General features: G+C 62.1%; 11 protein-coding genes. 7 read left to right on the top strand and 4 right to left on the bottom strand.

Annotation, left to right across the window (positions count from 1 at the left end; genetic code table 11):
* Positions 1-308 precede the first annotated feature (308 nt).
* Positions 309-1,076: a CDP-diacylglycerol--serine O-phosphatidyltransferase gene (gene pssA / locus ACEW7X_RS10065; protein WP_068369966.1), complete on the top strand. Its 768-nt coding sequence runs from the start codon at positions 309-311 to the stop codon at positions 1,074-1,076.
* 95 nt (positions 1,077-1,171) lie between these two features.
* Here pssA and ACEW7X_RS10060 read toward each other — a convergent pair whose 3' ends face one another.
* The gene (locus ACEW7X_RS10060; protein ID WP_068370119.1) at positions 1,172-1,714 is read right to left on the bottom strand and encodes a hypothetical protein; all 543 of its coding nucleotides are present in this window, start codon (positions 1,712-1,714) and stop codon (positions 1,172-1,174) included.
* Positions 1,715-2,047: 333 nt separating this feature from the next.
* On the opposite strand from ACEW7X_RS10060, the gene rpsO reads away from it, so the two are divergent.
* The 3 genes from rpsO (at position 2,048) to ACEW7X_RS10045 (ending at position 5,726) form a co-directional block, all read left to right on the top strand.
* A complete protein-coding gene (rpsO, locus tag ACEW7X_RS10055) occupies positions 2,048-2,317 on the top strand; it encodes a 30S ribosomal protein S15 (RefSeq protein ID WP_068369963.1) in 270 nt (89 codons plus the stop codon).
* Positions 2,318-2,505: 188 nt separating this feature from the next.
* Complete coding sequence (gene pnp, locus ACEW7X_RS10050; RefSeq protein WP_068369960.1) at positions 2,506-4,647, top strand: polyribonucleotide nucleotidyltransferase; 2,142 nt, start codon at positions 2,506-2,508, stop codon at positions 4,645-4,647.
* 203 nt (positions 4,648-4,850) lie between these two features.
* Entirely contained in the window at positions 4,851-5,726 is an 876-nt protein-coding gene (locus ACEW7X_RS10045) for a PaaX family transcriptional regulator C-terminal domain-containing protein (RefSeq protein ID WP_420177163.1), read from the top strand.
* Positions 5,727-5,892: 166 nt separating this feature from the next.
* Here ACEW7X_RS10045 and ACEW7X_RS10040 read toward each other — a convergent pair whose 3' ends face one another.
* Positions 5,893-6,456: an XRE family transcriptional regulator gene (locus ACEW7X_RS10040; protein ID WP_339136682.1), complete on the bottom strand. Its 564-nt coding sequence runs from the start codon at positions 6,454-6,456 to the stop codon at positions 5,893-5,895.
* Positions 6,457-6,769: 313 nt separating this feature from the next.
* Here ACEW7X_RS10040 and ACEW7X_RS10035 point away from each other — a divergent pair, with 313 nt between their 5' ends.
* Together ACEW7X_RS10035 and ACEW7X_RS10030 are read left to right on the top strand one after the other, a co-directional pair.
* The gene (locus tag ACEW7X_RS10035; protein WP_420177162.1) at positions 6,770-7,675 is read left to right on the top strand and encodes a DMT family transporter; all 906 of its coding nucleotides are present in this window, start codon (positions 6,770-6,772) and stop codon (positions 7,673-7,675) included.
* Between the two features lie 452 nt (positions 7,676-8,127).
* A complete protein-coding gene (locus ACEW7X_RS10030) occupies positions 8,128-9,153 on the top strand; it encodes an alpha/beta hydrolase family esterase (protein ID WP_420177161.1) in 1,026 nt (341 codons plus the stop codon).
* A 93-nt stretch (positions 9,154-9,246) separates the two neighbouring features.
* Here the strand turns inward: ACEW7X_RS10030 and ACEW7X_RS10025 are convergent, their stop codons facing one another.
* Positions 9,247-10,452 carry an aromatic amino acid transaminase gene (locus tag ACEW7X_RS10025; RefSeq protein ID WP_068369949.1) on the bottom strand — a complete coding sequence of 402 codons (1,206 nt, stop codon included), beginning with the start codon at positions 10,450-10,452 and terminating at the stop codon, positions 9,247-9,249.
* Between the two features lie 151 nt (positions 10,453-10,603).
* Between ACEW7X_RS10025 and uvrB the strand changes: the two genes are divergently transcribed.
* Complete coding sequence (gene uvrB / locus ACEW7X_RS10020) at positions 10,604-12,631, top strand: excinuclease ABC subunit UvrB (protein WP_420177927.1); 2,028 nt, start codon at positions 10,604-10,606, stop codon at positions 12,629-12,631.
* A 95-nt stretch (positions 12,632-12,726) separates the two neighbouring features.
* Here uvrB and ACEW7X_RS10015 read toward each other — a convergent pair whose 3' ends face one another.
* Positions 12,727-14,181, bottom strand: coding sequence for an MFS transporter (locus tag ACEW7X_RS10015; RefSeq protein ID WP_420177160.1), 1,455 nt, complete (start codon positions 14,179-14,181; stop codon positions 12,727-12,729).
* Positions 14,182-14,243 lie beyond the last annotated feature (62 nt).

Below are 14,243 nucleotides of genomic sequence, written 5' to 3'. Positions count from 1 at the left end.
TCGTGGATTCGGGCGTGGTGCGTATGTTGCCCGCCCCTGCTACGGTGGAAACCTGGTCCGCTGCCAGATGCCAGCAGGTCCGATGCCGGGTGTTGCGAGGGCTTGCCTGCATGGTAGTGCTGGTCGCCGGGCGTCCCCGATGGCAGTACACTTGCGCGCGGAAGGGGGCTGCACGCATCTGTGTATCTGCCTGCCCTGCACTTTTTTTCAGCGGGATGCGCTGCCAGATCATTGCGCTGGCGCTCAATGTGAAACATCTTCCTGTCCTGGCCGATCCGGCCATTTGAACCAACGGAAAATCCTGAATTATGCCGAACCTGCGTTTTCGTGATGCCGATCACCGACACCGCAGCATTTACCTGTTGCCCAATGCTTTTACGACGGCGAATCTGTTTGCCGGGTTTTATGCCATCGTCCAGGCCATGGGGGGCCACTTCGAGGCCGCTGCCATTGCCATCTTCGTTGCCATGGTGTTCGACGCCATGGATGGGCGCGTGGCCCGCATGACCAATACCCAATCCTCGTTTGGCGAGCAATACGATTCGCTGTCGGACATGACGTCCTTCGGCATCGCGCCGGCGCTGGTGATGTATGAATGGGCGTTGCACGACCTGGGGCGCTGGGGCTGGCTGGCGGCGTTTGTCTATGTCTCTGGTGCGGCGTTGCGCCTGGCGCGCTTCAACGCCAATATCGGCGTGGTGGACAAACGTTTCTTCCAGGGGCTGCCCAGCCCTGCGGCTGCCGCCCTGGTGGCGGGATTCATCTGGCTGGTGGTCGACAACAAGCTGGCGATCGCGCCGGAAAGCCTGGCCTGGATCAGCTTCGGGCTGACGCTCTATACCGGCATCACCATGGTGACTGATGCGCCGTTCTACAGCGGCAAGTCAGTCATGGTGGGGCGCAGCGTGCCTTTCTGGGTGATCTCGGTCTTCGTGGCGGGCTTTGTCTTCATTTCCAGTGACCCACCTGTGGCGCTGTTCGGCTTTTTCGTGCTGTACGGCCTGTCGGGCTGGGTGATCTGGATATGGCGCTGGCAACGACTGCGCCGCCTGAGTTCTGGACGACGCGAAGGCTAGCAGGCTTTTGAAGCTTGCATGCAAAAAGGGGCATGGCGCCCCTTTTTTTTATTCCATGCGAATGTCAGGGCAGGGCAGGCCTGCCGCAGCGGCGCTCAGAAGTCGAAGTAGTTCCAGGGCGCGTTGTCGTCGAAGCGCGGGTCCGGGCCAGGGTAGAAGCGGGTGACTTTCTCGCCGGTCATGCCGAAGAAGACGTACATCACGGAATTCCAGACGCCGTTCTCGCGGTAGCGGTAGCCCCAGACCTGTTCGCGCAGCGAAGGCAGGCCGACCCAGCCGGTGCGGGCAGGGGGGCCGAAGGCGCAGGTGACATCCTGCTGGGTCCAGGTGCCGGTGCGCAGGCGTTCGAACGATTCATTGGTGAGGACCGGTTCGCGCTTGGTCAGGCGACCCTCGGCGTCGAAGTCCATGGCCCAGGCATATTGGCCCTGGGGTTGCTGCGACCAGACGGCGCGCAGGCCGCCGTTGGCTAACGGGCAACTGCTGGTGGGCGCGCCCAGCGTGGTGGTGGCGCTGTCCAGCGTGGTGTCCGCCGGCAAGGTCATGGGCGTGGAACAGGCGCCCAGCAGCAGGGTGGCGAGCGCCAGCGGCAGGCTGAGACGGGCAAGGCGAGGAGTGGCAAGACGTTTGGTTTGCATATCTGGCAGGTGTCCCGGCATGGATGACACGGGAGAATCAGTGATGCGTTGGAAGGAAAATGGTTGATTGCTATTGTGCACTGTTTGCGGCTTTCCTGCGTTCAGGCAGCGCGGGTGGCTTTTTTGCAGCTAGGGCGAATTGTTGCGCGACAGTTGGGGTGGATCTGGGTTATTATCAGCGGCTATACGGAAACGTATTGAATTGTGTGGCGCAGCCGTAATGGCTGTCTGACTGATGGTTAAAGTATCAGTCCGGACAATCAGGCGGGTGCGCGTTTTTTCAGCTCACGCCAGGGCACCTCGGTCCTGGCGCATGTCCGAGAGGAATAAATCATGTCTGTAGCAGATATCAAGAAGTCCGAAATCGTTTCGCAATTCCAGCGCGCCCAAGGCGACACGGGTTCCCCCGAAGTGCAAGTGGCACTGCTGACGGCTCGCATCAACGAGCTGACGGGCCACTTCAAGGAACACGTCAAGGATCACCACTCGCGTCGTGGCCTGCTGCGCATGGTCAGCCGTCGCCGCAAGCTGCTGGACTACCTGAAGGGCCGCAACCCTGACGCTTACCGCGCCCTGATCGAAAAGCTCGGTCTGCGCAAGTGATCGAAGTCAACGGGGCTGGTTCCCCATGATGCCGACCGTGGGCGATGCAACGCTGTGTGCGCTGCATCGCCCACGGTTTTTTTACTGTCGGGCAAGCGCATGGCTGCAACACCGTTCATTGAGGGCGGCAGGCTGGACGCTGGGCATGGCGGCAAAGGCATTTTTTAAATAGTAAGGATTCATAGACAATGTTCAATAAAGTGACCAAGTCGTTCCAGTACGGTCAGCATACGGTGGTGCTGGAGACGGGCGAGATTGCCCGCCAGGCCTCCGGCGCCGTGCTGGTGTCCATCGAAGACACCGTCGTGCTGGCAACTGTTGTCGCAGCGCGCAAGGCCAAGGCCGGTCAGGACTTTTTCCCGCTGACTGTCGATTACATCGAGAAAACGTATGCGGCCGGCCGCATCCCCGGCGGCTTTTTCAAGCGCGAAGGCAAGCCTTCCGAAAAGGAAACGCTGACTTCCCGCCTGATCGACCGTCCGCTGCGCCCGCTGTTCCCGGAAGGTTTCTACAACGACGTCCAGGTCATCATTCATACGGTTTCGGTCAATCCTGAAATCGACCCGGACATCGCTGCCATGATCGGCGCTTCTGCCGCGCTGGCCATCTCTGGTATTCCGTTCAACGGTCCGATTGGTGCCGCACGCGTTGGTTACATCGACGGCAACTATGTGCTGAACCCGACTGCCAGCCAGCTCAAGACGTCTGCGCTGGATCTGGTCGTGGCCGGTACGGAAAACGCCGTGCTGATGGTCGAGTCCGAAGCACAGCAGCTCAGCGAAGAAGTGATGCTGGGCGGCGTGGTCTATGGCCACGAGCAAATGCAGGCCGTCATCAATGCCATCCATGAGTTGGTGGAAGATGCTGGCAAGCCGGAATGGGATTGGCAAGCTGCGCCGCGCAACGAAGCGCTGATCGCGGCCGTGACTGCCGTGGCCGAAAACGGCCTGAAGGCGGCTTACTCCATCCGCGAAAAGCAGGCGCGCACGGCGCAACTGCGCGAAGTGTACGCTGACGTGCATGCCAAGCTGGCCGAACAGGCTGCACAGGCAGGGACTGCTGCGCCCGATACGGTTGAAGTCGAAAACATTCTGTTCGACCTGGAAGCTCGTATCGTCCGTTCGCAGATCCTGAGCGGCGAGCCGCGTATCGACGGCCGTGACACGCGCACGGTGCGCCCGATCAGCATCCGCCTGGGCGTGCTGCCCCGCGCGCACGGCAGCGCGCTGTTCACCCGTGGTGAAACGCAGGCGCTGGTGGTTGCCACGCTGGGCACCAAGCAAGACGAGCAGATCATCGACGCGCTGATGGGCGAGTACCGCGACCGCTTCATGTTCCACTACAACATGCCTCCGTTCGCGACCGGCGAAACGGGCCGCGTGGGCGTGCCCAAGCGTCGTGAAATCGGCCATGGCCGCCTGGCGAAGCGTTCGCTGGTGCCGCTGCTGCCCGCTCATGAAGACTTCCAGTACAGCATCCGTGTGGTGTCGGAAATCACCGAATCCAATGGTTCCTCGTCGATGGCTTCGGTTTGCGGCGGTTCGCTGGCCATGATGGATGCCGGCGTGCCCGTGAAGGATCACGTGGCTGGCGTGGCCATGGGCCTGATCCTGGACGGCGGCAAGTTCGCCGTGCTGACGGACATCCTGGGCGACGAAGATCACCTGGGCGATATGGACTTCAAGGTGGCGGGTACCGAAAACGGTGTGACCGCACTGCAGATGGACATCAAGATCCAGGGCATCACCAAGGAAATCATGCAAGTGGCGCTGGCTCAGGCCCGCGAAGGCCGCCTGCATATCCTGGGCAAGATGAAGGACGCCCTGGGCGGTTCGCGCCAGGAGCTGTCGACCTTCGCACCGCGCATGCTGCAGATCAAGATCAATCCCGAAAAGATCCGTGACGTGATCGGCAAGGGCGGCGCCACCATTCGCGCGCTGACCGAAGAAACCGGTACGCAGATCGACATCTCGGACGATGGCAGCATCACCATCTCCAGTGCCGACCTGGATCGCGCGAAGGAAGCCCAGCGCCGCATCGAAGAAATCACGGCGGACGTGGAAGTTGGCCAGGTATATGAAGGCAGCGTACTGCGCCTGCTGGATTTCGGTGCCATCGTTCAGGTGTTGCCGGGCCGCGACGGCCTGCTGCACATTTCCGAGATCGCGAACTATCGTATCGCCAACATCAACGATGTGCTGAAGGTTGGTCAGGCAGTGCGTGTTAAGGTGATCGAAGCCGACGAAAAGGGCCGTCTGCGCCTGTCGGTGAAGGCGATCGGCGGCATCGAACAGCAGGGCGGCCCGGCCGCTCCTGGCGCTGCCCAGTAAAGTCCAGGTGTTCCTGTGCCGGGCGCCTGAGAGGGGGCCGGCAACGGGAGGCAGTGACTTGCATGCCCCAGTGGCTGGAGAAAATCCGGCGACTGGGGTTTTTTACATGATGGATGAGGGATGGTGCGGGCAGGTTGAGCTGCAGCTGCGTCCTTGGACTCGCATAGGTGGTACCAGAGTCAGTACCTTGGGAAGGAGTTGGGGTGTCCAGCGCTATCGACGAAATTATCGCGGGTCGAGAGCCCGGCGGGCATGAGCAACCCGCGCACCATCGCTATGTCGTCACGGTGTTCGGTATCTATGGCCGGCCGGCAGGCAAGGCCATTCCTGTTGCTGCCCTGGTGCGCCTGTTGTCCGAACTGGGCTACGAGCCTGCCAGTGTGCGTTCGTCTATTTCCCGTCTGAAGAAAAAAGGCGTGTTGATCAGCCGCAAGGTGGGCGGTGCCAGTGGCTATGCCCTATCCGATGGCCTTGAATCACATATGCTAGCAGGCGATGAACGTATCTTTTCGCCTCAGACGGCACGCTTGGCGGATTCCTGGCTGTTGGTTTCCTATTCCGTGCCGGAAAGTGAGCGGAAAAAACGTCACAAAATACGGGCGGGCCTCTCGCGCATGGGGTTTGGCAATGTGGCTCCAGGCCTTGGGATCGCTCCGGCTCGGATGCAGGCCGAGGTCGAGGCTTACATCCGCGAGCATGATCTGTGGCCGTATGTCGAATTTTTCGTTGCGGAACCCGTGGGGTTTGGCGATTTGCGCGACAAGGCGGCCCAGTGGTGGAACCTGGCTGCCATTGAGGCCGAATACGAGGCTTTTGTACAAACCTACGGGCCGGAAAGCGAGCGCTGGCTGGGTTCTGTGCGTGAAGACCCGGATGTCTTGCGCGAAGCGTTCAGGCTCTATGTGCCCATGGTGACGCAATGGCGGCGCCTGCCGTTCCTGGACCCGGGGCTGCCGCCGGAGCTGTTGCCTGCCGAATGGCGCGGCATTGCCGCACGGAGGGTGTTCAGTGAGCTGCACCGGGTGTTGAAGCCTCTTTCGGCGCGTTACGTCGACAGCCTGTCGCAAGCCTGTGTCTGACTGCCAGGCCTGGGCTGTATTCCATACGCCAGCAGTTCCTGTGCGTTGTCTGTTTGATACCCCTGTGTAATGGCACTGGCGGCAATCAGCGTATTGCCCGGAACCTGGGGCAAGTCATGCTGGCGCCAACGCCGCGCCCGCCTGCGGCGTTTTGTGGCCGCGGGAATCAGGGGTGTTCCATCAGCATGACGGCACTGGTGTCCGGAACCAGCGCTTCGAAGATATGGGTTTCATCCGCAGGATAGCTGGCGTAGTCGCCAGGGCCGAGTTCCACGGTCTGGTTGAGCGGGCCGACGCGCGCGCGGCCATGACAGATGACAACATGCTCGGCAGTGCCGGACGGGTGGGGGATGGACACCCGGGGCTTGCCCGGTTGCGCGACCAGGCGGTACATATCGCGCTGCATGCCGGCCGGGCAAACCGCCAGCAGGGTTGCCACATAGTTGGCCTGTTCCGATGCCAGGGCCATGCCTTCGCCGGCACGCAGCACCTGTATCGGCGGCCTGGCGGGCGCAATCAGGCGCGTTACCTGGATTTCCAGTGCCATGGCGAGTGACCAAAGGGTTTCGAGACCAGGGTTGCCGATGCCAGCTTCGATTTGCGAGAGCGTGGATTTGGCTACGCCCGCTCGCTTGGCCAGTTCCGAAACTGACAGGCCCATGCGTTCCCGTTCGCGTCGCAACGAAGCGGAAAGAATAGCGATCGGAGAAGAAAATGGCGCTTCAGGCATGCATGAATCCTTGTTCAACGGGCTAGCCAGGCTATTTGACCATGACGTATTGCCGTGCGTGCTGTTGGATTAGTGATGCGCCGCGCCGGCGTGTTGTACAGGACTGGTCCGGAGGAGGCCTTTCGGGCATGGGCAGGCTGGCCTGTCGGGCTTGGAGGAGTCTCTTTTTGTTCATTTTACAGAACGTTTGTTCAGTTTGACGAACTTGGAATATTTGTCCATTATATCGTCCACTTGTTTTATTTATAGAACGGTGGTCTGGCAGACCCTAGACTGGAGAGGTGCTGCAGACATGCCGATACATGGAAAAGAGATGGATAGGCGGACAAGCGGCGTGGTGGAAATGATCGTGGCCATGGTGATTTCCGGCACGATAGGCTGGTTGGTACTGGAAACCGACATGCCGGTCATGACAGTGGTGTTCTGGCGTTGCGCATTCGGCGGCCTGGCCATGTTGCTGGCCTGTATCGTCCTGGGACTGCTGCGAGGTGCCTGGCCCGGCCGGGGCCAGGCGGCGCTGGCCGCGCTGGGGGGCGTGGCGCTGGTGGCCAACTGGTATTGCCTTTTTTCGGCCTATTCCTATTCATCCATCGCGCTGGCCACGATTACCTACCATACCCAGCCATTCATGCTGGTGGCGCTGGGGGCAATTTTCTTTGGCGAGTCGCTGAGGCTGCGCCAATTGGCCTGGCTGGCACTGGCGTTCTGCGGTGTGTTGCTGATCGTCGCCGGCGGCCAGCATGCGCAAGGCGATTCGCAGGCCTATCTGGCCGGAATCGGGCTGGCACTGGCCGCTGCGTTCTTCTACGCGGTGGCGGCGGCGATCACGAAGCGCCTGCGCGATGTGCCGCCGCACTTGATCGTACTGATACAGATGGGTACTGGCTTGCTATTGCTCTGGCCTGTTGCCGCCGTTCCGCACGGGAGCAATGCGGCCGGTACCTGGGGGTTGTTGCTCATGCTGGGTTTTGTCCATACGGGTTTCATGTCCACCTTGCTGTATGGCGCCATCCAGAAAATATCCACTGCCTTGGTGGGGGCGCTGTCATTCATCTATCCTGTCATGACGGTCATGGTAGATGCCTGGGTCTTCGACCATCGGTTGGGCCTGCTGCAATGGGCGGGGGCGCTGGCTATCCTGCTGGCGGTGGCGGGTATGAACTTCGGCTGGCGAGTGCCGGGTCTGCGCCGAAACGCTTCTGTAGCCGGCCAGGGGTAACGCCGTTGTCAATTGCACCGCAACAGGTGGGGAGTGCATGCAGGCATGGCAGGCAATATGGCAAGGCAGGGTGACAAGGCGGCGTAGATTGGGGGGCGCATGGTGGCATGGGCGTGATGGCCATGAATAGCGCGAGAGCAACAGGCTGTAGCATGAATGAAGGCCAGCGCCGATATGATCGGTTGCGGGTACGCATTCTGCCATTGGTTTGAGCGTTCTCCCGGCCAGTGCAAACCGCCGAACCATGTCCGGTGTGCGGCGCTCAGCTTGCCTGGCATGGTCCGCGCCAGTACGGCACAAGGCGTCGTGCTGGAAAGCATCCGGGGTTGGTGGCATTCATGGAAACAACGATGAACACAGCAGCTGCATTGGTCTGTAGTGCTTTGGCAGGTACTAGCGTTCTGCCGGGCGGCCGGCAAGGATGCTCAATCATGCCGGCAGTCGGAGGCTGAATGGCCAGGCAACGGCGCCAACCGGCATTGGCCAAGATAATTTCCAGGAATCTGGCGGCTTTTACTCGCCAGGTCGTGAAAAACGGCGAAAAGGCAGCGCGCCAGGCCTGGCAGCCGGTAACGGCGGGATTCAAGGCGCCCGGAGGTGCGGGTGACTGGATCTCGGGAATAGCGGTCGGCCCGGCGGGTATGCGCCGCTTCCAGCTATACCGGCCGCCAGGCGCGCACGCCGGTGAGCGGCTGCCCTTGATGGTCATGCTGCATGGTTGCGGACAGAATGCGCAGTCTTTTGCGGCCAGCACGAGAATGAACCGGGTCGCGGCAAGGGAGCGCTTCCTGGTGCTGTACCCCGAGCAGGATCGCCTGTCGAATATGCAGGGTTGTTGGAACTGGTTCGATACCCGTACGGGGCGAGCCCAGGGAGAGGCGGCCCTGATCATGAGCGCGATAGACCAGGTTTGCTTGCTGCATGGCGCGGACAGCAGCCGCGTCGCGGTCGCCGGGCTGTCTGCCGGCGCCAGTATGGCGGCCCTACTGGCAGTGCGCTATCCCGCGCGTTTTGCTGCACTTGCGATGCATTCGGGCATTGCGCCGGGATGGGCGGATTCCAGCCGGTCGGCTGCGCGTGCCATGCGCGGCCAACTGGCCCCGGACGAACCGCCGGACATGACGCTCATGGACACAACGGAGGCCTGGCCTGCCTTGCTGGCGATCCAGGGCAGCCTGGATGCGGTGGTGTCGGCCAATAATGCACAGGCGGCTGTCGGCCTGTGGGCAGGGATGGCAGGGGCGCATGCAGACAAGCCGCGTGAGGTGCAGCGCGGCAAGCGCCGGGCCATGAGCATGACGGATTACAGAAGTGCAGGGAGATTAGTGGCGACGTTGGCGCTGGTCCAGGGCTTGGGGCACGCCTGGAGCGGCGGTGCTGCCGCGCAGGCATTCAGCGACCCGGATGGACCGGATGCCGCACGCTTGATATGGACCTTTTCGGCCCGCCGCTTTCGCGAGCGCCTGCCATCAGGCTGAGGCCGATGCCGTGCGGCATCGGCCTCGAAGGGCGCATTCTCTCTATCGCCCGGGTGCACCTGGCGATGCGTCAGGCGGTAGAGAGGGCGGTGATCAACCCTTGATGACGGCAGCGATGGCGTTGGCCACGGCGTCGATGTTGCCGCTGTTCAGGGCGGCAACGCAGATGCGGCCGCTACCCACGGCGTAGATGCCGTGGTCCACGCGCAGCTTTTCGACCTGGTCGGCCGTCAGGCCGGAATAGGAGAACATGCCGCGTTGTGCCTTGACGAAGCTGAAGTCACCGGGCACGCCGGCCGCAGCCAGCTTTTCCACGAGCTGGGCGCGCATGGCACGGATGCGGTCACGCATGCCGGTCAGTTCCTGTTCCCACTCAGCAAACAGTTTGGAGTCGCCCAGAACGGTAGCGACGACGCGGCCACCATGCGTGGGTGGGTTGGAGTAGTTGGTGCGGATGACGCGCTTGATCTGGCTCAGCACGGCCTTGGCTTCGTCGCTGTTGGCGGCAACCATGGTCAGCGCGCCGACGCGCTCGCCGTACAGCGAGAACGATTTCGAGAACGAAGAGCTGATGAACAGCGTCAGGCCCTTGTCGGCAAACAGGCGAACGACTGCGCCGTCTTGCTCCAGACCGTCGCCAAAGCCCTGGTAGGCGATGTCGAGGAAGGGAACCAGGTTCTTTTCCTTGACGATTTCGGCGATTTCGTCCCATTGAGCCAGCGAGGGGTCCACACCGGTCGGATTGTGGCAGCACGCGTGCAGCACGACGATGGTGCGGGCCGGCAGGGCACGCAGGCTGGCCTTCATGCCTTCGAAGTCCAGGCCATGCGTGGCCGGATCATAGTAGCGGTAGGTCACGACAGGGAAGCCGGCGCGGGTGAACAGCGCGCGGTGGTTTTCCCAGCTGGGATCGCTGATGGCGACTTGCGCGTCAGGCAGCAATTCCTTCAGGAAATCGGCGCCGACCTTGAGGGCACCGGTGCCGCCCAGGGCTTGTACCGTGACCAGGCGGCCGGATGTCAGCAGCGGGGAATCTTGGCCAAACAGCAGCTTCTGTACACCGCTGTTGTAGTCGCTCAGGCCGTCGATGGGCAGGTAGCCGCGTGCGGCAGCCTTGGCGGTCAGCGCTTCCTCGGCTTGCTTGACGCAGTTGAGCAGGGGCAGGCGGCCCTTGTCGTCGTAATACACACCAACGCCAAGATTGGCCTTGTTGGGACGGGTGTCCGCTGCGAACTGTTCGTTCAGACCCAGGATTGGGTCGCGCGGTGCGACTTCGACGGATGCGAAAAGTGAACTCATGATGGAAGGGAGAGTAGAGAAGATGGACGCAGTGATGCGTGACAGGGATAATGTAGAGCTTTCCCCGACTTAAAAGTCTAGCATGAGCACAGCGGCCTCTTCCGATGATTTTTCAACGCGGCCCGATGGTGAGGGCAATGAAAGCAGCGGGATGACCCACGGCGGTGAGGGCGTGTTCCAGCGTTTTCCCGGTAGCCCGTTCCTGTTGCACCAGCCCTATCCGCCGGCCGGCGACCAGCCGAACGCCATCGAGGCGCTGGTCGAAGGCGCCAACGACGGCTTGATGCGCCAGACTTTGCTGGGTGTGACGGGCTCCGGCAAGACCTACACCATGGCCAATGTCATCGCCCGCCTGGGGCGGCCCGCATTGGTGCTGGCCCCCAACAAAACGCTGGCGGCCCAGCTGTATGCGGAAATGCGCGAGTTTTTCCCGCGCAATGCGGTCGAGTATTTCGTTTCCTATTACGATTACTACCAGCCCGAAGCCTATGTGCCGTCCCGGGATCTCTTCATCGAGAAAGACTCGGCGATCAACGAGCACATCGAGCAGATGCGCCTGTCGGCGACCAAAAGCCTGCTGGAGCGCCGTGATACGGTGATTGTTGGCACGGTGTCGTGTATCTACGGTATTGGTAATCCGGGCGATTACCATGCAATGGTGCTGATCCTGCGCACTGGCGATCGCATTGGCCGCCGTGAAGTGCTGGAGCGTCTGGTGGCGATGCAGTACACGCGCAACGACGCCGAATTCACGCGGGGCGTGTTCCGTGTGCGTGGCGACACGATAGACATCTTTCCGGCGGAAAGCGCGGAGCTCGCCGTGCGCGTCAGCATGTTTGACGACGAAGTCGAAACGCTGGAACTGTTCGATCCGCTGACCGGGCGCGTGCGTCAGAAAATTCCGCGCTTTACAGTCTACCCTGGGTCGCATTACGTGACGCCGCGTGAAACGGTGTTGCGAGCCATAGAAACCATCAAGCAGGAACTGAAGGAACGCCTGGCGCTGTTTGTCGCGGATGGCAAGCTGGTCGAGGCGCAGCGGTTGGAACAGCGCACCCGTTTCGACCTGGAAATGCTGCAGGAGCTGGGCTTTTGCAAAGGGATCGAAAACTACTCCAGGCATTTGTCCGGTGCAGCGCCCGGCGATCCCCCGCCGACGCTGATCGACTACCTGCCAGCAGATGCCATGATGTTCATCGACGAAAGCCACGTCATGATGGGGCAGCTGGGCGGGATGTACCGGGGTGACCGTTCACGCAAGGAAACGCTGGTGACCTACGGTTTCCGGCTGCCTTCGGCGCTGGACAACCGCCCGTTGAAAATGGATGAGTTCGAGGCGCGCATGCGCCAGTGCATCTTCGTTTCCGCCACGCCCGGCCCCTACGAGAACGGGTCGTCGGACAACGTGGTCGAGCAGGTGGTACGCCCCACCGGCCTGGTGGACCCGGTGGTCGAGGTGCGGCCGGCCATCACGCAGGTGGACGACCTGCTGGGGGAAATCCGCTTGCGCGTGGACCAGGGGGATCGCGTCCTGGTGACCACGCTGACCAAGCGCATGTCCGAGGAACTGACCGAGTACCTGACGGAAAACGGCGTCAAGGTACGCTATCTCCACTCGGACATAGATACGGTCGAACGGGTGGAAATCATCCGGGACCTGCGCCTGGGGGTGTTCGACGTGCTGGTCGGCATCAACCTGCTGCGTGAAGGGCTGGATATTCCGGAAGTGTCGTTGGTGGCGATTCTGGATGCGGACAAGGAAGGTTTCCTGCGGTCCGAGCGCAGCTTGATCCAGACCATCGGCCGGGCGGCGCGCAACCTGAACGGCAAGGCCATCCTGTACGCCGACCGGGTGACGGACTCCATGCATCGCGCCATTGGCGAGACAGAGCGCCGCCGGGCGCGCCAGGTGGCCTATAACGCCGAGCATGGCATACAGCCGCGCGGTGTGCACAAGGCGGTGCGCGAACTGATCGACGGCGTGGTAGCGCCGAGCAAGGAACTGGACGTCGCGCCTGCCTATGATATGACCGGCATTCCCCAGGATGAAAAAAGCCTGGCGCAGGAAATCCGCCGCCTGGAAAAGGCGATGCTGGAACACGCCCGCAATCTGGAGTTCGAGCAGGCGGCCGCTGCCCGCGACGCACTCAAGACGCTCAAGGAAAAAGCTTTCCGTTGATGGCTTGGCGAACTGCTGGCAGCCGGTCCTGGACCCATGCTGCCGGGTGAAGGCCGTGAGGCTGTCCGGCAATACGGCCATCTGGCCGCATAGGCTCAGGCGCCTGGAGCGCGGCGCAAGTGTTCGCCGCTGCTGGCGGCCATGCGCATGACATCGACGACTCCCAGGACGGCGATCAGCGCGACACACACCAGCGCAAAGCGGTAGCTCAGTGCGGGGACGTGCTCCCAGGCCGGGAATTGAGGCGCCAGGCGGCTTTGCAACCATTCGCCCAGGCGGATGCAGATTGCGCCAAAGGCGATACCCAGGCCCAACGCCATCTGCTGGATGGTGCTGGCCAGGGTATTGGCAGCCGCCATCTGTGGCGCCGGCACATCGGCAAAGGCCAGGGTGTTGATGGCCGTGAACTGCATGGAACGGCACAGGCCGCTGACGAACAGCACGGCGACGATCACGAACGTGGGGGTGGCAGGGGTCAGCATCGCGCAGGCCAGCAAGGCGAGCACGTTCAGGATGCCATTGATGGCCAGGATGCGTTTGAATCCATGCCGATGCAGCAGGCGCGTCGTGAACAGTTTCATGGACAGGTTACCCGCAAATACTGCCAGCACCAGCATGCCTGCTTCCACGGCGCTCAGGCCGAATCCCAGCTGGAACATCAGCGGCAGGATGAAGGGCAAGGCATTGATGGCCAGGCGAAAGCAGCTGCCGCCACGTACTGATACTGCATAGGTGGGAATACGCAGTGGGGCGAGATCGACCAGCGGATGCCGGGTGTGCAGCAAATGGCGCACCGTGATCGCCAGCAGTAGCGCACCGCCAGCCAGATAGGCGAGGATAGCGCTGGTTCCTGCGCCCAGACCGGCCAGTTCCATGCCATAAAGCAGCCCGAGCAAGGCCAGGCCGCTGCCCAGGAAGCCGATGAGATCAAAGGGGCGGGGCTGGTCTGCGCGCATGCCGGGAATCAGCAGCCAGGCGGCCAGCAGGGCCAGCAGCCCGATGGGTAGATTGATATAGAAAATCCAGCGCCAAGAGGCATAGGTGGCGAACAGGCCGCCAAGAGGCGGTCCCAGGACCGGCGCGATCAGCGCGGGCCAGGTAATCATGGAGATGGCCGCAATCAGTTGCTGCTTCGGTGTGTGGCTGAGCACGACCAGCCGTCCCACCGGCACCATGAGGGCGCCGCCCATGCCTTGCAGCACGCGCATCGCGACGAATTCCGGCAGGCTGTCGGCTTGCGCGCACAGCAGCGAGGCCAGGGTGAACAGAACGATGGCGCAGCAGAATACCCGGCGTGCACCCAGCCTGCCGGCCAGCCAGCCGCTGGGCGGAATACAGACGGCGAGTGTCAGGAGGTAGGCGCTGACACCGAGATTCAGGTCGACGGCGGAAACCCCGAAACTGAGCGCCATCTGCGGGAGCGCCGTCACGATGATGGTGCCGTCCAGGTTTTCCATGAACATCACGGCGGCGACCAGCAAGGCGATCAGAGCCGTGCGCGGCGGCCGCGAGGCATCAGAGTGGCTGGAGGAGGGAGGCGTGCTGGTCATCGGAAATAACGGTAGGCAGGCAGCAGCGTTGATGCTTGGGGCGTTCAGGTCGGCAGATGCCC

This window comes from Kerstersia gyiorum (assembly GCF_048595715.1).
GTDB lineage: Bacteria > Pseudomonadota > Gammaproteobacteria > Burkholderiales > Burkholderiaceae_B > Kerstersia > Kerstersia gyiorum.
This window is presented reverse-complemented; position numbering and strand designations above follow the sequence as displayed.